Here is a 19552-nt window from a genome sequence, read left to right on the forward strand (position 1 = left end):
CTATTCAGATCAGACCGCAGGCATCCGCTGCTCCACAATCTCGGCCCACCAGCTGCACCCTGCCGGTATCGCCTCGTCGTTGAAATTGTATTCTGGGTGGTGCACTGCTGCCGTATCCCCGTTGCCCACCAGAATATAGGCCCCCGGGCGTTCTTCCAGCATATAGGCAAAGTCTTCGGCCCCCATGACCAGCGCGGCATTTTCATCGCATTCGCCGGACACTTTGCGCGCGACGTCGGCGGCAAAGCGGGTCTGTTCTTCGGAATTCACCATCACTGGGTAGCCCGGATGCATGATGACATTGGCGGTACCGCCGAACGTGGCGGCGGTGCCTTCACAGATCGCTTTCAACCGCGCAATGGCCAGTGTTTGAACCTCGGCACTCATCGTGCGGATTGTGCCTTTGATATGAACCCGTTGCGGGATGACATTAAACGCGCTTGACGACGTTGCGAAAGACGTCACCGACACCACGACCTGTTCCACGGGATTGGTATTGCGGCTGGCAATGGTTTGCAGCGCCAGAACGATATGGCTGGCGATTACGGTTGTATCAATCGTTTCATGCGGTTTGGCCGCGTGGCCACCGCGGCCTTCCACTTCGATTTCGAACTGGTCGGTTGATGCAAAAAACGCACCCGGACGGATCGCGAAACTGCCCACCGGATGCCCCGGCCAGTTGTGCATGCCATAGACCTCTTCAATGTTCCAGCGCTCCATCAACCCGTCTGCGCACATTTCGCGCCCGCCGCCGCCGCCTTCCTCTGCCGGCTGAAAAATAACCACGACGGTGCCGTCGAAATTGCGGGTTTCGGCCAGATATTTTGCCGCACCCAGCAGCATCGCCGTGTGCCCGTCATGGCCGCAGGCATGCATCGCATTCGGGGTCTTGCTGGCATACTCCAGCCCCGTCTGTTCGTGGATCGGCAGCGCATCCATATCGGCGCGCAGCCCGATCACCTTGCCGCTGGTGTTGGATTTGCCATGGATCACACCGACAACGCCGGTCCGTCCGATACCGGTTGTTACCTCGTCACAGCCGAAGGCCTTCAGCTTGTCAGCGACCAGTGCGCTGGTGCGGTGCGTTTCAAACAGAATTTCGGGATTTTCATGAATATCGCGCCGCCATGCGGTGATTTCATCGTGCATTTCGGCGAGTCGGTTCTTGACGGGCATGTATTTTGTTTCCTGATAGAGTGGACGGCTTACGTGGCCGGCATGCGTGTTTCAACCATTTCGGCAAACCAGCTACAACCTGCTGGGATGGCCTCGTCGTTGAAATTGTATTCGGGGTGGTGAACTGTTGCGCCACCGCCGTTGCCCAGAAAGATATAGGCACCGGGGCGCTCGTTCAACATGAACGAAAAATCTTCGGCCGCCATGATCGGGGCTGTATCGTCTTCCACATCCCCCGCCACATTGCGCGCCACGTCAGCGGCGTATTCGGTGTTGGCAGCGGCATTGACCGTAACGGGATAGCCGTCTACCCACACCACATCCGCCGTGCAGCCATAGGCCTGCGCCGTTGCCGTGGCCAATGCGATGATCCGGTCCTTGACCTGCGCGCGCACCGCTTCGTCGAGGGTGCGCACCGTGCCCCCCATGCGCACCGATTGCGGGATCACATTGGTCGCATCGTTGTCACTGTGCAGCGAACAGACCGATACAACCACATGCGCCAGCGGATCGATATTGCGGCTGGCAATGGATTGCAGCGCAATCAGAACATGCGCCGCGGCCAGATTGGGATCGATCGCCTCGTGCGGGGCGGCGGCATGGCCACCCCGGCCCGTCACGGTGATGAAAATTTCATCGGCCGAAGCCATCAACGCACCGGGCCGGATCTGAAACTGGCCCACATCCACACCGGGGGCGTTGTGCAAGCCATAAACCTCGTCGATCTTCCACCGCTCCATCAGCCCGTCATTGACCATTTCACGACCACCGCCGCCACCTTCTTCGGCGGGCTGAAAGATCAGCACGACGGTGCCATCGAAATTGCGCGTCTCGGCCAGATATTTGGCCGCGCCCAGCAACATCGCCGTGTGTCCGTCGTGGCCGCAGGCATGCATTTTGCCCGGTGACTTGCTGGCATACTCCAGCCCCGTTGCTTCGGTGATGGGCAGCGCGTCCATATCGGCACGCAGACCGATCACGCGCCCCGATGTGTTTGTCTTGCCGCTGATCACACCCACAACACCGGTCTGCCCTATGCCCGGCGTGATGTCATCCACCCCGAATTCGGCCAGCTTGTTCTGGACGAAAGCCGCAGTTTCATGCACGTCGAACTGCAATTCGGGGTGCTGGTGCAGGTGATGGCGCCATCCGGTTATCTCGGCGTGCATTTCCGCAAAACGGTTCTTGATCGGCATGGTTTACCCCTCGGTTGCAAGACGCTGGACCAAACGCTCCATAAAGGCGATGCCGGCGTTGAATTGCGCCACGGTGATATATTCGTTGGGCTGATGCGCCTGCGCGATATCGCCCGGGCCACAGATCACCGCGGAATAGCCCGCTGCCTGAAATTGCCCGGCCTCGGTGCCATAGCTGACCACGTGACCGGCGTTATCGCCGGTCAGGGCGCGCACCAGCATTTCAGCCTCGCCCTGGGGTTCGGGTTGCAGCGGCGGTACAAAGAAATGTTGCTTCACATCGATGCGGGCGTCCGGATGCACGGCCTGCATTTCGGCCTCAACCTCGCGCACGCGGGCCAGATAGCGCTCGCCCCAGCCTTCCATGTTTTCCCCCGCTACGGCACGGAAATCCATATCAAACCAGCAATCCTTTGCGGTGATGTTATGCGCCGTGCCACCCTTGATCATGCCGACATGCACGGTGGTGTAGGGTGGATCGAACATCGCGGCCAGATCTGTGGGTGTGGCTGCCATATTGGCGGCGTTCATCTCGTTTGCCCATTCGATCAGCTTGGCCCCGGACATGATCGCATTCACGCCCGTATGCATCAGGGAAGAATGCACTTCAAAACCGATGACATGGGTGGCAAAACCCTGCCCGCCCTTGTGGCCGGTGACGGCCTTCATCGTCGAAGGTTCGCCGACAATAACAGCGGATCCTTTGGGCAAGACCGGCTGCATCGCCTCGATCATCGGCGGCGCGCCGGTACAGCCGACTTCTTCATCAAAGCTGAGCGCCAGTTGCAGGGGGCGTTTGACGCCGCGGTGATGCGCCTCGACCAGGGCCCAGATGGCAAGCGCGTCAAACCCTTTCATGTCACAGGTGCCGCGCCCGTAATATTTGCCATCCTTTTCGACAACCGCAAACGGATCGGTATCCCACGGCTGGCCATCGACGGGAACAACGTCTGTATGACCGGACAACACGATCGCGCCTTCGATCATCGGGCCAACATGCGCAAACACCGCCGCCTTGTGCGGCTGGTCGGGATCAGGCCAGCGGTGGGATGTGATACCGTGGCTGTCCAGATAGGTTTGCACCCAGTCCACCAGCGGCAGGTTCGTATCACGGCTCACCGTTGGAAAGGACACCAGTCTGTCCATGATGTCTTTGGCGCTTAGACGCGTTGTCATGTTTTGATCCTCAATAACCGCTTTCGCTGGTCAGCACGAAATGCCCCGGCTCGACTTCGCTGTAGACAGACGGTTCGGGTTTGTAATCCACCGGATGGATCGGCGACGGGATCGGTTTGAAATTCAGATCGCGTTCGTCCTTGCGCTGGCGCGGGTCGGCGATTGGCACGGCCTTCATCAGCGCCTGCGTGTAGGGATGTTGCGGGTTTTCGAACACCCGGTCGCGCGGTCCGCGTTCCACGATCCGTCCCAGATACATCACACCGACCTGATGGCTGACCCGTTCGACCACGGCCATGTCGTGACTGATGAACAGATAGGACACGCCCAGTTCCGATTGCAGTTCCATCATCAGGTTCAGAACCTGCGCCTGCACCGACACGTCCAGCGCCGAAACAGCCTCGTCCGCGATGATCAGTTTGGGGTTCAGCGCAAGGGCACGGGCAATGGCCACGCGCTGGCGCTGTCCGCCCGACAGCTCATGGGGGTAACGGCGCATGAAACTACGCGGCAATTCCACCCGGTCAAACAGCATTTCTACCCGTTTCTGCAACGCGTCGCCGGAATGGGTTCCGAAATTCCACATCGGTTCCGCCACCTGATCGCTAAGCTGCATCTGCGGGTTCAGGGATGCGAACGGGTCCTGAAACACCATCTGCATGTCCAGCCGCGCCTCGCGCAGGCGGGACTGATCCAGTTTCATGATGTTGACACCGTCCAGATCAATTTCGCCCGACAACGGCTCGACCAATCGCAGGATGGATCGGCCCGCCGTCGATTTTCCGCAACCGGATTCCCCGACAAGACTAAGTGTCTGGCCCTTGTTGATGGTAAACGATACGTCTTCGACGGCATGCACATTGGCCACGGTCTGCCGCAGGAAACCGCCCTTGACCTCGAACCGCGTGGTCAGGTTCTTGACGTCCAGCAACACCTTGTCGGTTCCCAGGATCGGGTCGATGTTCTGGCCTTCGCTGCCCAGCAGCTTCATCGGCGACGGAACCTTGGTGCCGGTCATTTCGCCCAGTTTCGGCACCGCTGCCAGCAAGGCCTTGGTATAATCGTGCTGCGGGTTCTCAAAAATCTCCTGAACCGTACCCTCTTCGACCTTGTTGCCGCGGAACATGACAACCACACGATCGGCCATTTGCGCGACAACGGCCATATCGTGGGTGATGAACATCACAGCCGTTCCGGTTTCACGCTTCAGCCGGTCCATCAGGGCCAGAATTTCGGCCTGAATGGTCACATCCAGCGCCGTTGTCGGTTCATCTGCAATCAAAAGGCGCGGCTCGCAAGCCAGCGCCATGGCAATCACAACCCGCTGGCGCATGCCACCGCTCAGTTCGTGCGGATATTGCTGCAACCGCCGCTCGGGTTCGGGGATGCGGACCTGACGCAGCAATTCAACGGCGCGTTCTTCGGCCTGATCCCTGGACATGCCCATATGCAGGCGCAACCCTTCGGTCAGTTGGCGCCCGACCGTAAACACCGGGTTCAGGGCCGTCATCGGCTCCTGAAAGATCATTCCGATTTCGTTGCCGCGAATGTGGCGCATCAGATCGGCGTCTGCATCCGCCAGATCAAGCTGCCCGCCGTCCTTGCGATCAAAAAGCAAACGTCCATTGGCAATCTTGCCACCGCCATATTCAACCAGACGCATCAGCGAAAGCGACGAAACCGATTTGCCGGAACCGGATTCCCCGACAACACAAACAGTTTCACCGGGGTTTATAAAGAACGACACATCTTCAACACCGACAACCGGGCCATCCTTCGTCTGGAATTCGACCCGTAGTCCTTCGATCTGCGCAATAGGCTGGTCCAGCACGGAATATCCCCTAACGATGCTTTGGCCCGCGAACGCTACGGCTTGCGGGCAGGCAATGTCAAACCCCGCGCACATGCTTTCGCTGCGGCAAGGCTTGCAATTTTCTCAAACTCTGTTTCGATAGCGGCATTCCGTTTAGACGGGGGGTATGACTGACGTCAGAAATCGAATCTGACAGCGGCATGAACCACGTGTTCCCAACGGCTAACGCACGCGCGTGCACAAGGCGCGCCACAAAAACGAGACACCAATGTGTCCGACAAGGAGTATGACATGAAACTTAAAACCCTATTGATGGGTGCAATTGCGTGTACCGCGATGGCCCCTGTTGCCATGGCCGAACGCGGCTCGGATGGTGAGGTCAAGATCATCTATTGGCAGGCGCCATCGATCCTGAACCCCTATCTGTCCAGTGGTACCAAGGATATCGAATCAGCTTCGCTGGTGATCGAACCGCTGGGGCGCTATGACCAGAACGGCGATCTGGTGCCGTTCCTGGCCGAAGAAATCCCGACCGTGGAGAATGGCGGCGTCAGCGCCGATCTGACCAGCATCACATGGAAACTGAAATCCGGTCTGGTGTGGTCTGACGGATCACCTGTTACGTCGGCAGATGTGAAATTCACCGCAGATTACTGCATGCACCCCGAAGGTGGTTGCGCCCAGGGCGCGAAATTTGATGGCGTCACATCCGTTGATGTGGTGGATGATCTGACCGTCAAGGTCACGTTCAACCAGCCCAAACCGAACCCCTATGGCCCATTCATGGGCGGCCAGTCGCCGATCATTCAGGCAGCACAGTTTGCCGATTGTCTGGGCGCACGCGCACCGGAATGTACCGATGCCAACTTTGGCCCGATCGGCACAGGCCCGTTTGTTGTGACGGATTTCCGCCCCAATGACGTGATCCAGATGGAAGCCAACCAGAACTACCGCGATCCGGCGAAACCCGCCTTTGCGACACTGACCTTCAAAGGCGGCGGCGATGCCACAGCCGCCGGTCGTGCCGTCATGGAAACCGGTGAATATGATTATGCGTGGAACATGCAGCTTGCGCCCGACGTTCTGGCCAAAATGGCCGAAGGCGGCAAAGGCGTTCCAATCGCGGCATTCGGTACATTGGTCGAGCGTCTTGAAATGAACATGACCGACCCGTCGCCCGACCTGCCCGAAGGCGAGCGTGCAACGGTTGCACATCCGCACCCGTTCCTAAGCAATGTGCGCGTGCGCAAGGCGCTTTCGATGGCCATCGATCGCGAATTGCTGGTCGAAGTGGGCTATGGTCAGGCGGGTCGCCCGACCTGTAATCTGGTCCCTGCCCCGGCGCTTTATGCATCGGACAACACCGACTGTCTGACGCAGGACATTGCCGGTGCCAACGCGCTGCTGGACGAAGCCGGCTGGGTTGACAGCGACGGTGACGGTGTCCGCGACAAGGACGGCGTGAAACTGTCGATCCTGTACCAAACATCGACCAACGCCGTGCGTCAGGACTTTCAGGCGCTGATCAAACAGTGGTGGAGCGAGATCGGCGTTGAAACCGAACTGCGCAATCTGGATGCGTCGGTCTTCTTTGGCGGCGATCCCGGATCGCCCGACACGTTCCAGAAGTTCTATGCGGACGTGGAAATGTACGCCAACAACTTTGATGGCACCGACCCCCAAGCCTATCTGGCGGCGTATCGCTGCGGCAACGAGCCAAAGCCTGACAGCCAGTGGCAGGGTGAAAACATCAACCGCTTCTGCGATCCGGCCTATGATGCGCTGATCGACGAACTGGCGCGTACAGGTTCGCTGGAACAACGCGGTGAACTGGCCAAGAAGATGAACGACATGCTGACAAAAGACACCTACACCATCGTCCCGCTGGTCGATCGTGGTCGTGTGTCGGCCCACTCCACCACATTGGGTGGCGTTATCCTGAACACTTGGGACAGCGAATTGTGGAATGTCGCAGACTGGTATCGCATCAAGTGATGCGTTGCGCCGTGGCAGGTTATCCTGCCCCGGCCCTGCAAAGAAGCGCAGGGTGGGGTCGCACCCACCCTGTGTTTTTGCCAATAACAAGAATGACTGATTTACAAAGGCGCCGCCGATGCTGACCTTCACGATCCGACGACTGGTCTTTGCGATCCCGACGCTTTTGCTTATCAGCCTTGCCATTTTCATGCTCTTGCAGCTGGCCCCGGGCGATCCGATGGCGCAGGTGCCGTTGACGGTGCCGCCCGAAGTCAAACAGAAGATGCGCGAAGCACTGGGGATGGGGCAGCCGCTGCATATCCAGTATTTCAAATGGCTGGTCCAGTTTTTCTGGATCGAACCGCAGGTGTTGTTCGATCACTGGTTCGGCACCAGCTTTTCCGAAGGCAAGTTGCGCGTGATCAGCTGGCAAACCCGCAGCCCCGTCATGGATATCGTCGTGCAGCGTATGCCGCAAACCCTGTGGGTGGTGGGCATGTCCTACATCGTCGGCATCCTGATCGCTCTGCCCATCGGCATCTATTCGGCCTACAAACAATATTCCGTTTTCGATCAGGCCGGTACGTTCGTGTCGATGATCGGATTTTCCGTACCGCCGTTTTTCTCGGGTGTTCTGGTGATCGTGATCTTTTCCGTCAATCTGGGCTGGTTTCCATCGATCTATGACACCACCCACGAGGTGAATGACTGGGACAGCTTCATGGTGCAGCTGCGCCAGATGATCATGCCAGTCATGGTGCTGGCCCTGCAAACCACGGCCCAGATCAGCCGCTACATGCGCTCGGCCATGCTGGACAACCTCAACCAGGATTATGTGCGCACTGCCCGCGCCAAGGGGCTGAGCGAAAGCGTGGTTGTCATGGTGCATGTGTTGCGCAATTCGCTGATCCCCGTGGTCACCGTGATTGCCCTTGGTATCCCTGCCATCTTTGGCGGCGCCATCATCACCGAACAGGTGTTCAAGGTGAACGGGATCGGCCAGTTGCTGATCACGGCGCTGTTTGCCAACGACCTGCCGATGGTGATGACCCTGACCTTTATCTTTGCCATCCTGATCGTGGTGTTCAACCTGATCGCGGACGTGCTCTATGGTATTCTCGACCCAAGGATCCGCTATGACTGAGCCTGCCCCACAAACTGTCATCAGTGCCTTGCAGGACAGCGAACTGGTCAAGCCACCGCGCAGCCAGTGGGTTGATGTCTGGGACCAGTTCAAACACCACAAGGGTGCGGTGCTGGGTATGGGATTTCTGGTCTTTATCACTCTGGCAGTTCTGATAGGTCCGCTGATCTGGACAATCGATCCGCAAAAACTTGATATCCGCAACAAGGACCTGCGCCCGATTTACACCCTGCTGTGGGACTCGGATGCAAAGACCGCCTGGAACCGTCCTTTTGGCACCGACAATCTGGGGCGTGACGGGCTGGCCAACATGATGGCGGGTGGTCAGGCATCGATGGCAGTGGGCTGGAGCGCGATGTTGCTGTCCCTGATCATCGGCACGACCATTGGCGTTGTAGCGGGATATTTCCGCAAGCTGGATGGCATCCTGATGCGGTTTACCGATCTGGTACTGTCTCTGCCGATCCTGCCGCTGCTGCTGGTGGCGGTCACGTTGTTCCGCCAACCGCTGCGCGCCGCCTTCGGGCCGGAACAGGGCATGTTCATCCTGATTGTCGGCGTGATCGGCATTACAAGCTGGATGCAGACGGCCCGTATCGTACGGGGCGAGGTTCTGGCGCTTAAGGAACGGGAATTCATTCTGGCGGCACGATCGATTGGCACGACACCGGGCAAGATCATCAGACGCCATCTGCTGCCCAACATCGTTTCACCGATCATGGTGTCGGCAACGCTGGGTCTGGCAACCGCCATCATCACCGAAAGCGCCCTGTCGTTTCTGGGTGTCGGCTTTCCTTCCGACTTTCCGACATGGGGCAAGATGCTTTCGGATTCCGTACCGCGAATGGAAGAGTTTCCCGAACGTGTGCTGCTGCCGGGGCTGGCGATTTCGCTGACCGTGCTCAGCGTGAACTACATGGGCGACGGCCTGCGCGACGCGCTGGACCCGCGTATTCGCGGCAGATAGCGGGTAGAAAAACGCGACCGGTTGTGTTCGCTCGGACCTGCGGGATTTCCGTATTTCACGCAAAAAGAAAACCGGTGCGCCGGATCAAGGCAGCATCGTACCCGGCTATTTGTTGATACGCGCCCTGATCCGGCGGACAAAGTACCAGACCAGCGCCACCACCGGCAAAGTGGACAGCGCGAGAATGTTTCCTTTGCTTAGTCCCGTCACCGCGGTCAGCGGATAAAGAAGATACCCAACCAGTGACACCGCGTAATAGCTGATTGCCACCACAGACAGGCCTTCGACCGTGTGTTGCAGGCGCAGTTGCATATCGGCGCGACTGTCCATGCTTTCCAGCAGTTTCTGGTTCTGCGCGCTGCGTTCCACATCAACGCGCGTGCGCAGCAGATCGCCCGCACGAATGGCGCGATCCGCCATGGTTTCCAGCCGTCTTTCAGTGGATTTCACGGTGCGCATTGCCGGTTCGAACCGTCGCATCATGAATTCGCCGAATGTCTGCCGACCCAGAAAACGGGTTTCGCGCAGAACCGCGATACGCTGGTTCACGATGGCATCATAGGCGCCCGTTGCGCCGAACCGGAACGAAGATTGCGCCGCCAGCGTTTCCAGTTCCGCCGAAATCGACAGCAGCGATGCCAGCGTCTGATCCGCAGGGACACGCCCCTCTGACATGTCCCCCATCAGTGCCGTCAGACGGCCATCCAGCCCGCCCAGCATCGCCGACAGTTTGCGCGCGCGTGAAAACCCCAGCATCGACATGGATTTGTAGGTTTCAATCTCGCACAGGCGCTGCACCACACGGCCCACACGCCGGCGCCCGACATCGGGCGACACAAACACGGCAAACCGCTGGTGCCCCGCTGCGTCGATCCTGAAATCGCCGGCCACAACCGCCGCATGGTCCAGCACATGCGCAACCGCCACGCTTTCTGGAACGAACCAGTCGCCGATCAATGTGCTTATCTGTTCGTCCAAGGGGCGTTCCAGCACTCGCAACATGATCGATGTGATACGCTGCCCCGGTGCGCGCGCCAGCCAGTCTTCGGGGAACACCTCAAAATCGGCAGGATTGAACGGCCGGTCGCTGACGCCGTCCACGAAGGCTGTATAGGTCACGAATTCGGTGTGCTGTTCCCATTTCAGCATGTGGCGCCCGATCTTGCCGGAATAATGCGTCGCGCCGGGTTGGGGATGGGGCGCGCCGAACCGGTCCAGCAGGTCAACCAGATGATCCATATCCCTGGCACGGTCCCGGTGTGCGGCATCGTCGGGTTGTTTGATGGCGATATAGACTGCCGTACACGGCACGCTGGTGGCGGGAAACGGGCGCGCGTGCAGTTCGTTGGCAAGCGGATAGCGCAGCGGATGGTCCTGGATCGGGGGCATGAAACCTGTCCTAGATGTCGACATGGCCTTTTTACAGGTCGGGCGCATAAATGAAAGTTATTTTTGTTAATTTTCAGTAAGTTAGCAGGATACGATGGTATGCAATGCAATCTGGAACGGCAAAACCGGACGGCTTGAACGGAAAATGCCCCGCACATATCGTGCGAGGCATCCATAATTCAGGTGTCGTGCAGGCGGTACGCCCTACTCGATCATGGGCAAAAGCTTGTCCAGTGACGCCTTGGCGTCGCCGTAGAACATCCGCGTATTTTCCTTGAAAAACAACGGGTTTTCGATACCGGAATAGCCTGTGCCCTGGCCGCGTTTTGAAACAAACACCTGCTTGGCCTTCCAGCATTCCAGAACCGGCATACCGGCAATGGGGCTGTTAGGATCATCCTGTGCCGCGGGATTCACGATATCGTTGGACCCGATCACGATCGCCACATCCGTATCCGGAAAATCGTCGTTGATTTCGTCCATTTCCATCACGATGTCATAAGGCACACGCGCCTCGGCCAGCAGAACGTTCATGTGGCCGGGCAACCGCCCTGCCACGGGGTGAATGGCAAAACGCACATTCTTGCCCTTGGCGCGCAGTTTGCGCACCAGTTCGGCAACGCCCTGCTGGGCCTGCGCGACCGCCATGCCGTATCCCGGAATGATGATCACGCTGTCGGCTTCGTTCAGGGCGGTGGCAACGCCTTCGGCCTCGATGGCGATCTGTTCGCCCTCGACCGCCATCTGTTCGCCCGCAGGGCCGCCAAAGCCACCCAGAATAACGCTGATAAACGACCGGTTCATCGCCTTGCACATGATGTAGGACAGGATCGCACCGCTTGAGCCGACCAATGCGCCGACCACGATCAGCAGATCATTGCCAAGGCTGAAGCCGATCGCCGCCGCCGCCCAGCCCGAATAGCTGTTCAGCATCGAGACAACGACAGGCATGTCCGCCCCGCCGATGCCCATGATCAGGTGATAGCCGATGAACAACGCCGCAAGCGTCATCACGAACAGGGGCAGAAACCCGCCCGTGTTGAAATACCAGATCAGGCACAACACCGAGATCGCGGCCGCAGTCGCATTCAGCATATGCCCGCCCGGAAGTTTCTTGGCCGCCGTGTCAACCTTGCCCGCCAGTTTGCCATAGGCAATGACAGAGCCGGTGAACGTCACCGCACCGATGAACACGCCAAGGAACAATTCAACCCGCAGGATCGACACCTCGGTTGCGTCTTTCTTGGCCAGCAGGGCGGCAAACCCTTCCAGAGATTTGCGCGCGGTATCGTCCATGGCCAGCACCCGGCCCAGTTCGATATGCGCGATGAGGCCGACGAAAACCGCCGCCAGACCCACAAGGCTGTGCATGGCCGCGACCAGTTCGGGCATCTGCGTCATCTGCACGCGGGTCGCCAGCTGATAGCCGATGGCTCCGCCCAGCGCGATAAGCACGATTGATGCCAGCCACAGGCCCGATCCCGGGCCGATCAGGGTGGCAAAAACCGCCAACCCCATACCCACGATGCCATACCAGACCGCGCGCTTGGCGCTTTCCTGTCCGGACAGACCGCCAAGGCTGAGGATGAAAAGAACTGCTGCAACCACATATGCTGCTGTTGTGAAACCGTATTCCATGTCGCGGGCCCCCTTAGGATTTCTGGAACATGGCGAGCATGCGCCGTGTCACGAGGAAACCCCCGAAGATGTTAATTCCGGCCATAAAGACCGATAGAGCCGCCAGCAGGATCACGAGAAATGATCCTGATCCGATCTGCATGAGCGCACCCAGAATAATGATCGACGAGATTGCGTTGGTGATGGCCATCAGCGGGGTATGCAGACTGTGCGCAACCCCCCAGATCACCTGAAAACCGACAAAGACCGCCAGGACGAAAACGATGAAATGCTGCATAAAGCTGGCCGGAGCGACCAGCCCGACAGCCAGCACCAGGGCACCGCCGACAGCCAGCAATGTGACCTGATTGCGGGTCTGCTGCTTGAACGCGGCAAGTTCGGCCGCGCGCTTTTCTTCGGCGGTCGGTTCCTTGACCTTTTCCTTGGGTTTGGCCGCAATCGCCTGCACCTTGGGCGGCGGGGGCGGGAACGTCACCTCTTTGGCGTGGGTCACGGTGGCCCCGCGGATCACATCATCTTCCATGTCGTGATTGATCACACCGTCTTTTTCCGGTGTCAGATCGGCCATCATGTGGCGGACATTGGTCGCATAAAGTGTCGAGCTTTGCGCCGCCATCCGGCTGGGAAAGTCGGTGTAGCCGATGATCGTGACACCGTTGTCGGTCACAACCTTTTCATCTGCCACGGTCAGTTCGCAATTGCCGCCCCGCTCTGCCGCCAGATCGACAATGACCGATCCGGGCTTCATCGCTTCGACCATATCCTTGGTCCACAGGATCGGCGCGGCGCGGTTGGGGATCAGTGCCGTGGTGATCACGATATCGATATCGGGGGCCAGTTCGCGGAATTTCTCAAGCTGTTTGGCCTGAAATTCAGGGCTGGACGGGGGCGCATACCCGCCTGTCGCCGCGCCATCCGGCAGTTCGCTGGCGTCAAATTCCAGAAACACGAACTCTGCGCCCATGCTTTCGATCTGTTCGGCCACTTCGGGGCGCACATCAAACGCATAGGTGATCGCACCCAGCGATGTGGCGGTGCCGATGGCGGCCAATCCGGCCACACCGGCGCCCACAACCAGAACCTTGGCCGGGGGCACCTTGCCTGCGGCAGTCACCTGCCCGGTGAAAAAGCGCCCGAAATTGTTACCGGCCTCGATCACGGCGCGGTAGCCTGCGATATTCGCCATCGAGCTGAGCGCATCCATTTTCTGCGCACGGCTGATGCGTGGCACCATATCCATCGCGATCACGGTGGCGCCCTTGGACGCAGCCAGATCCATCAGTTTTTCATTGGACCCGGGGTAAAAGAACGAAATCAGGGTTTGCCCGTCGGTCAGGCGCTTGGCTTCTGTTTCGGTGGGGGGGCGGACTTTGGCCACCACGTCAGAGCCTTTGAACAGGGCCGCCGCGGTCTTTGCAATCTTGACGCCGGCCGCCTTGTAGGCCGCATCGGAAAACCCGGCAGCGACACCAGCGCCCGATTCAACCAGACACTCATGGCCCAGCTTTTGCAATTGAACGGCACTGTCGGGGGTCATGGCCACGCGTGCCTCGCCCTCAAAGACTTCTTTGGGTGTTCCGATCTTCAACTTGAATTCCCCCGTCTGGTAGATTTCATTTTGCCGCAGGGCAGCATGCGGCGTCAGGTTAGTTCCCTAGCGCGCGCAATATAGTTGCGCAAGCAATAGAGGCGATTGAAATAGAATTTTTCGCAATTGATCTAAACCCAGCGGCGCACCTTGCCTTCGTAGCGGGCAAAATCCATCCGGAAGGTGCGCCGCATCCGGTTTTCTTCGGGGATGATGAACCGCTTTTCCAGAACCCAGACGAAAACCGGCACCAGCGCCAGCGACGGCACCGCATCCCAGCGCAGGATCAAACCTGCCAGAATAAGAACGTCGCCCAGATAGATCGGGTTTCGCGATTTGCTGAATATGCCAGACTGGATCAGCCGTTCAGGTGTCTGGTGCGGTACGATTGTTGTCTTATGACGTCGGAATTCAACAAAAGCCATCAGCGCCAGGATTATTCCGCCACCGATCAGAATGCCCGCCGCAAATCCGGCCCACGCTCCGCCAAAATCCAGCCCGAATGAAAAATAGGACGACTGCACCCACGCCAGCGCAACAAATCCGGCCAGCCAGACAGGGGGCGTATCCAGCCATTTCATCGCGGACAGGTTCCGCGTTGCAAACCGAACCGGTCGCCCCCCATGCAGCAGATTTGCACTATTCCCACTCCATCTCTTCGAACACGCGGCCTGCATTTTTTGTAGCAAGCTCTTCAAACGTATCAAGCCCGGCCCAGTTTGACTGATCCACATAATAGGCGCCGGCCAGATCGCCGCCATGATCGATATAAGCACCGATTTTGGCGCGCAAATCCACCAGATAATCCAATGTGTACCGGCGGACCTGATCAAAATTGGTCGGGTGGCCATGTCCGGGGATCACATATGTCGGTGCTAGGGGTTCCAGTGCCGTTTCCCATGTTTCTATCCAGCACGAGGTGCAGGTATGTGCGAAAATCGGCAGCATCCGTTCGTGAAACGCGATGTCACCCGTAATCATGATGTTCCATTGCGGTATCCAGATCTGCGCGTCGCCGGGATCATGGGCAGGCCCCAGATGCAGCACCTGTATGTCTACGCCCCCCAAAGTCAGGTCATACCGGTCCTCGAACGACAGGTTGGCATGGACCACATCAGTTCCTTCGGCCTTGTCACGGTTATACCGCTGCATGCCTTGAAGGATGAAATCACCGTTTTCCATCGTTTCGGCAATCGCGTCCTGATGGGCCAGAATATCTACACCCTGTTCCGCCCAATAGCCGTTGCCCAGCATCGCATGGCCCTGCCCGTTTTCATTGATCACCAGAACCACAGGTTGGTCTGTGACCGCCCTGATCTCATCATGCAATGCGGCGGCCAGACGATAGGACGCACCCGAATTTATCACCACAACCCCTTCATCCGTCAAGATAAATGACAGGTTGTTGTTGTGGCCCGCGTTTTCATAGGTCGGCGGTGCCGTGGCCCCGATTGCGGAATACACATGCGGTATGAATTCAACGGGTTTGGAATACAGCTCTGATTGCGGATACTGGTCGGCGATCTCTTCGCTGGCCTGCGCAATGCCGGCTGTCAGGATCAGAATGGCACCCAAAAAATACTTCATGGCAGCTCCTTTCGCTCACATCACATTCACAGATACGAATGGGTAAGTAAAGCCGTTGCTTGCCCCCCGGCCATACCCCGCTAAGCTGCGTGAAAAGAGGAGAATTGCAGATGCAGTTAAGCGGGAAACATGCCTTTGTCACCGGCGGGGGATCGGGCATCGGGCTGGCAATCGCACAGGCGCTGGCCGATAACGGGGCCCACGTCACGATCACCGGGCGCCGCCAACAGGTACTGGATCGGGTGGCCACAGATCAGATCACAGGTCTGGCAATGGATGTCCGCGACGAAAGCGATGTCAGAAAGGTCATGTCGCAGGCCGTGCAAGCCCATGGCCCGATCCAGATTTGTGTTGCAAATGCCGGCATCGCCGAAGGGCGCGCCTTGCACAAGACAGACATGGCATTCTGGCGCAACATCATGGCCACCAATCTGGACGGCGCCTTTCTGACCATCCGCGAGGCGATGAACAGCATGGTGCAAACCGACTGGGGCCGCGTGATCACTGTATCGTCCATTGCGGGGGTGCGCGGGTTGAAAGGTGCGTCGGCCTATACCGCATCCAAACACGGGCTGATCGGGCTGACCCGCGCCCTGAGCGAGGATTACATGGGCAAACCCTATACGTTCAACGCGTTGTGCCCGGGTTATGTGGATACGAACATCGTGGCGCAAAACACCACCAGCATTGCCGAACGCACGGGCATTTCAACCGATGAGGCCCGAAACCTTATGATCAAGGCCAACCGGCACCAGCGTCTGATCGCGCCCGACGAAGTTGCCACCGCAGCGTTGTGGCTGTGTTTGCCCGGATCGCAAAGCGTGAACGGTCAATCTATCGAAATCGCTGGCGGTCAGATTTAGGCCACGGCTTTACACACAGCGTTTCGGGGCGTATGCCCGCAGATATACTTTAAGCCTAAAATACCTGATGAGGGCCAGATGACCGATTTCGCCGCCACCAAAGCCATGTTCGATCTGCCCGAAGGCATGATATATCTGGATGGCAATTCGCTTGGCCCCCTGCCTAAATCAGCCCCTGCCCGACTGGACGGGATGCTGCGGGACGAATGGGGCAAAATGCTGATCACCGGCTGGAACAAGGCCGGCTGGATGGCGCAACCGATGACAATCGGCGACCGTGTCGGCGCAATGATCGGCGCCGAAGCCGGCCATGTGGTCATGGGCGATACCCTGACCATCAAGGTGTTTCAGGCGCTGGCCGCTGCACTTGATCTGGCGCAGGACCGCAAGGTGATCCTGTCTGACAACGGCAATTTCCCGACCGATCTGTATATGGCGCAAGGGTTGCTGAACACGCTGGATCGCGGTCACGAATTGCGCATCGTCGATCCAGAAGATGTTGCCGATGCGATCAATGATGATGTGGCCGTTATGATGCTGACCGAGGTGGATTACCGCACGGGCCGGATGCACGATATGGCCGCCCTGACCAAAAAGGCGCATGACCACGGCATTCTAACGGTCTGGGATCTGGCCCATTCCGCAGGCGCGATCCCGGTGGATGTCGCAGCAGCGGGCGCGGATTTCGCGGTGGGGTGCAGTTACAAATACCTGAATGGCGGCCCCGGCGCGCCAGCGTTCATCTATGTCGCGCCGCGCCACGCCTATCACATCAAACCGGCCCTGTCAGGCTGGCTGGGCCATGCCGCCCCTTTCGCCTTTGATCTGGACTATCGCCCGGGGCAAGGCATCGAACGGATGCGCGTGGGCACACCGCCGGTCCTGCAGATGACCGCGCTGGAATGCGCGCTTGATATCTGGGACATGGCCGATATGACAGATGTGCGCGCCAAATCAATGGAACTGACGGACCTGTTTGTGGAACTGGTCGAACGCAAATGCCCGCAACTGACACTGGCCAGCCCGCGAGATGCTGCGCGGCGCGGTTCGCAGGTATCGTTCCGCTTTGAACAGGGATACGCGGCGATGCAGGCGTTAATCGCACGCGGAGTGATCGGCGATTTCCGGATGCCGGATGTGATGCGATTTGGCTTTACACCGCTGTACATCGACGTGAACGATGTACGCCAAGCTGTTGATATCATGGCTGACGTGATGGAAAACAAACTGTGGGACCGCGACGAATACAAGGTTCGCGCCGCAGTCACATGACACCGCTGATCCGCCCCTATCACCCGCAGGATCGCGCAGCATGCGCTGCGGTTTTCTACCGGGCCGTGCGCGAAGGCGCCGCAGAATATTACAGCACAGACCAGCGCGCCGCTTGGGCCCTTGCAAGCGCGCCGGATGATGCCACACCCGACCGCCTGCTGAACCAGCATTGCCGGGTTGCCGAACAGGATGGGCAAATCATCGGGTTCATGTCTTTGACCGCCGAGGGCTATCTGGACATGGCCTTTGTTCTGCCCGAGGCCAAAGGCACAGGCGTGGCCGATGCGCTGTATCGCGCGCTGATGAAACGTGCAAAGCAAGACAATATGACCACCCTGACCGTGCATGCCAGCCTTGGCGCACGGAAATTCTTTGAAAAGCACGGCTGGCAGATTGACTGCAGGGAGCAGCATCCCGTCAACGGACAGACATTAGAACGCTTTCATATGTCACTGATGCAAAAGGATATTGCAACATGACCGATCCCTACGACCCCACCAAAGAAGGCGCGCAAATGTCCTTTGACGGGCGTATGTCCTATGGCGATTATCTGAGCCTGTCAGCCCTGCTGGACGCACAGCATCCGGTGTCAGACGCGCATGACGAAATGCTGTTCATCATCCAGCACCAGACATCGGAATTATGGATGCGGCTGGCGATACACGAACTGACAGCGGCGCGCGCGACGCTGCAAACGGGTGACCGCCGCCCTGCGTTCAAGATGCTGGCGCGCGTCTCGCGCATTTTCGAACAGCTGAACAATGCATGGGATGTTCTGCGCACCATGACGCCCAGCGATTACACCGCCTTTCGCGACTCACTTGGCCAGTCTTCGGGCTTTCAATCGCATCAGTACCGTCAGATCGAATTCGTTCTGGGCAATCGCAACCCCGCGATGCTGCGCCCGCATGCACACCGCCCGGACATAACGGCCCTGTTGCAGGCCGAACTGGCGACTCCGTCACTCTATGATGTGGCATTGCAGGCGCTACATGCCTCGATTCCCCTGCCGGAGGAGGCACTGCACCGCGATATCGCCATGCCGCATACCCCCAGCGATGCCATCATCGCCGCCTGGAGCAAGGTCTATCGCGCGCCGCAAACCCATTGGGAACTTTATGAACTGGCGGAAAAGCTGGTCGATCTTGAAGATTACTTTCGCCGCTGGCGGTTCAATCATGTGACCACGGTGGAACGTGTCATCGGCTTCAAACGCGGCACCGGCGGGACCGGCGGCGTCAGTTACCTCAGGAAGATGCTTGAGGTCGAACTGTTTCCGGAGCTTTGGCATCTGCGGACCGGCCTTTGAAGCTGACGAAATCCTTTACGATGTCAGCCAGTTTGGCCCAATCCGTGTATTCCCGATCCGCGTGCGGATCGACGTCCTGATCCATCTTTGCCGCGATATAGCGCATCGCCCACGATTTGAAGAAATCGTACTGCGTGAAACGAAACGCACCGGCAACCTGGTGGATCGACAACGGGCGCAATCCGGCCTTGTCGCAGAATTCGGCCGCAATCCGGTCCAGATCGGCCAGTTCCTTTTGCAAACGGCCCATATGGACCGATCCGGCCAGAATGACCGCATCCGCCTGCCCCAAAGTACCGCCATCATCATCGGCAGCGCGCAACATTTCGACCGAATGGCCCATGGCCATCAATCTGTCAGCGCAATACCGCGCGATTTTTCGGGTCTGCCCCTCGGTCGAGGCGTAAACGATAAGTATTTTCCGGGCGTCAGAATGTGTCATGCGCCCAAAGTAAAT

Annotated in this window: 17 protein-coding genes; 7 read left to right on the forward strand and 10 right to left on the reverse strand. The window is 58.6% G+C overall.

The features are described from left to right. Window positions 1–9: 9 nt before the first annotated feature. The 4 genes from C1J05_RS13480 to C1J05_RS13495 are packed head-to-tail and all read right to left on the reverse strand — an operon-like array spanning window position 10 to window position 5379. Entirely contained in the window at window positions 10–1176 is a 1167-nt protein-coding gene (locus C1J05_RS13480) for a M20 aminoacylase family protein (RefSeq protein ID WP_114870706.1), read from the reverse strand. A 29-nt stretch (window positions 1177–1205) separates the two neighbouring features. Next, window positions 1206–2372 carry a M20 aminoacylase family protein gene (locus C1J05_RS13485; protein WP_114870707.1) on the reverse strand — a complete coding sequence of 389 codons (1167 nt, stop codon included), beginning with the start codon at window positions 2370–2372 and terminating at the stop codon, window positions 1206–1208. 3 nt (window positions 2373–2375) lie between these two features. Continuing rightward, the gene (gene argE, locus C1J05_RS13490) at window positions 2376–3548 is read right to left on the reverse strand and encodes an acetylornithine deacetylase (RefSeq protein WP_114870708.1); all 1173 of its coding nucleotides are present in this window, start codon (window positions 3546–3548) and stop codon (window positions 2376–2378) included. A 10-nt stretch (window positions 3549–3558) separates the two neighbouring features. Next, window positions 3559–5379, reverse strand: a complete 1821-nt coding sequence (locus C1J05_RS13495; RefSeq protein ID WP_114872316.1) for an ABC transporter ATP-binding protein — start codon at window positions 5377–5379, stop codon at window positions 3559–3561. Between the two features lie 273 nt (window positions 5380–5652). Between C1J05_RS13495 and C1J05_RS13500 the strand changes: the two genes are divergently transcribed. From C1J05_RS13500 to C1J05_RS13510, 3 genes are all read left to right on the forward strand, one after another. Next, window positions 5653–7356 (forward strand): peptide ABC transporter substrate-binding protein, encoded by a 1704-nt coding sequence (locus C1J05_RS13500; RefSeq protein ID WP_114870709.1) that lies wholly within the window; start codon window positions 5653–5655, stop codon window positions 7354–7356. Window positions 7357–7474: 118 nt separating this feature from the next. Next, a complete protein-coding gene (locus C1J05_RS13505) occupies window positions 7475–8482 on the forward strand; it encodes an ABC transporter permease (RefSeq protein ID WP_114870710.1) in 1008 nt (335 codons plus the stop codon). Next, complete coding sequence (locus C1J05_RS13510) at window positions 8475–9449, forward strand: ABC transporter permease (RefSeq protein ID WP_114870711.1); 975 nt, start codon at window positions 8475–8477, stop codon at window positions 9447–9449. Before C1J05_RS13505 ends, C1J05_RS13510 begins: the two co-directional genes overlap by 8 nt. A gap of 105 nt (window positions 9450–9554) precedes the next feature. Here the strand turns inward: C1J05_RS13510 and C1J05_RS13515 are convergent, their stop codons facing one another. From C1J05_RS13515 to C1J05_RS13535, 5 genes are all read right to left on the reverse strand, one after another. After that, a complete protein-coding gene (locus C1J05_RS13515; RefSeq protein WP_114870712.1) occupies window positions 9555–10838 on the reverse strand; it encodes a DUF3422 family protein in 1284 nt (427 codons plus the stop codon). 204 nt (window positions 10839–11042) lie between these two features. Then, complete coding sequence (locus tag C1J05_RS13520; RefSeq protein ID WP_114870713.1) at window positions 11043–12476, reverse strand: NAD(P)(+) transhydrogenase (Re/Si-specific) subunit beta; 1434 nt, start codon at window positions 12474–12476, stop codon at window positions 11043–11045. A 13-nt stretch (window positions 12477–12489) separates the two neighbouring features. Beyond that, on the reverse strand, window positions 12490–14064 hold the full coding sequence (locus C1J05_RS13525; protein WP_114870714.1) for a Re/Si-specific NAD(P)(+) transhydrogenase subunit alpha: 1575 nt from the start codon (window positions 14062–14064) through the stop codon (window positions 12490–12492). A gap of 131 nt (window positions 14065–14195) precedes the next feature. Then, window positions 14196–14645 (reverse strand): methyltransferase family protein, encoded by a 450-nt coding sequence (locus tag C1J05_RS13530; RefSeq protein ID WP_114870715.1) that lies wholly within the window; start codon window positions 14643–14645, stop codon window positions 14196–14198. A 58-nt stretch (window positions 14646–14703) separates the two neighbouring features. Further along, a complete protein-coding gene (locus tag C1J05_RS13535) occupies window positions 14704–15651 on the reverse strand; it encodes an MBL fold metallo-hydrolase (RefSeq protein ID WP_114870716.1) in 948 nt (315 codons plus the stop codon). 110 nt (window positions 15652–15761) lie between these two features. Between C1J05_RS13535 and C1J05_RS13540 the strand changes: the two genes are divergently transcribed. The 4 genes from C1J05_RS13540 to kynA all read left to right on the forward strand — a co-directional run bounded on the left by C1J05_RS13540 (window position 15762) and on the right by kynA (window position 19095). Next, entirely contained in the window at window positions 15762–16514 is a 753-nt protein-coding gene (locus C1J05_RS13540; protein ID WP_114870717.1) for an SDR family NAD(P)-dependent oxidoreductase, read from the forward strand. Window positions 16515–16592: 78 nt separating this feature from the next. Continuing rightward, entirely contained in the window at window positions 16593–17786 is a 1194-nt protein-coding gene (gene kynU, locus C1J05_RS13545) for a kynureninase (protein WP_114870718.1), read from the forward strand. Then, a complete protein-coding gene (locus C1J05_RS13550; protein WP_114870719.1) occupies window positions 17783–18265 on the forward strand; it encodes a GNAT family N-acetyltransferase in 483 nt (160 codons plus the stop codon). The genes kynU and C1J05_RS13550 overlap by 4 nt, the downstream gene beginning before the upstream one ends. After that, a complete protein-coding gene (gene kynA / locus C1J05_RS13555; RefSeq protein WP_114870720.1) occupies window positions 18262–19095 on the forward strand; it encodes a tryptophan 2,3-dioxygenase in 834 nt (277 codons plus the stop codon). The genes C1J05_RS13550 and kynA overlap by 4 nt, the downstream gene beginning before the upstream one ends. Here kynA and C1J05_RS13560 read toward each other — a convergent pair. Beyond that, window positions 19034–19537, reverse strand: a complete 504-nt coding sequence (locus C1J05_RS13560; RefSeq protein WP_114870721.1) for a flavodoxin domain-containing protein — start codon at window positions 19535–19537, stop codon at window positions 19034–19036. The genes kynA and C1J05_RS13560 overlap by 62 nt on opposite strands. Window positions 19538–19552: the final 15 nt, after the last annotated feature.

Origin of the sequence: Sulfitobacter sp. JL08 (genome assembly GCF_003352045.1) — a bacterium.
Lineage (GTDB): Bacteria > Pseudomonadota > Alphaproteobacteria > Rhodobacterales > Rhodobacteraceae > JL08.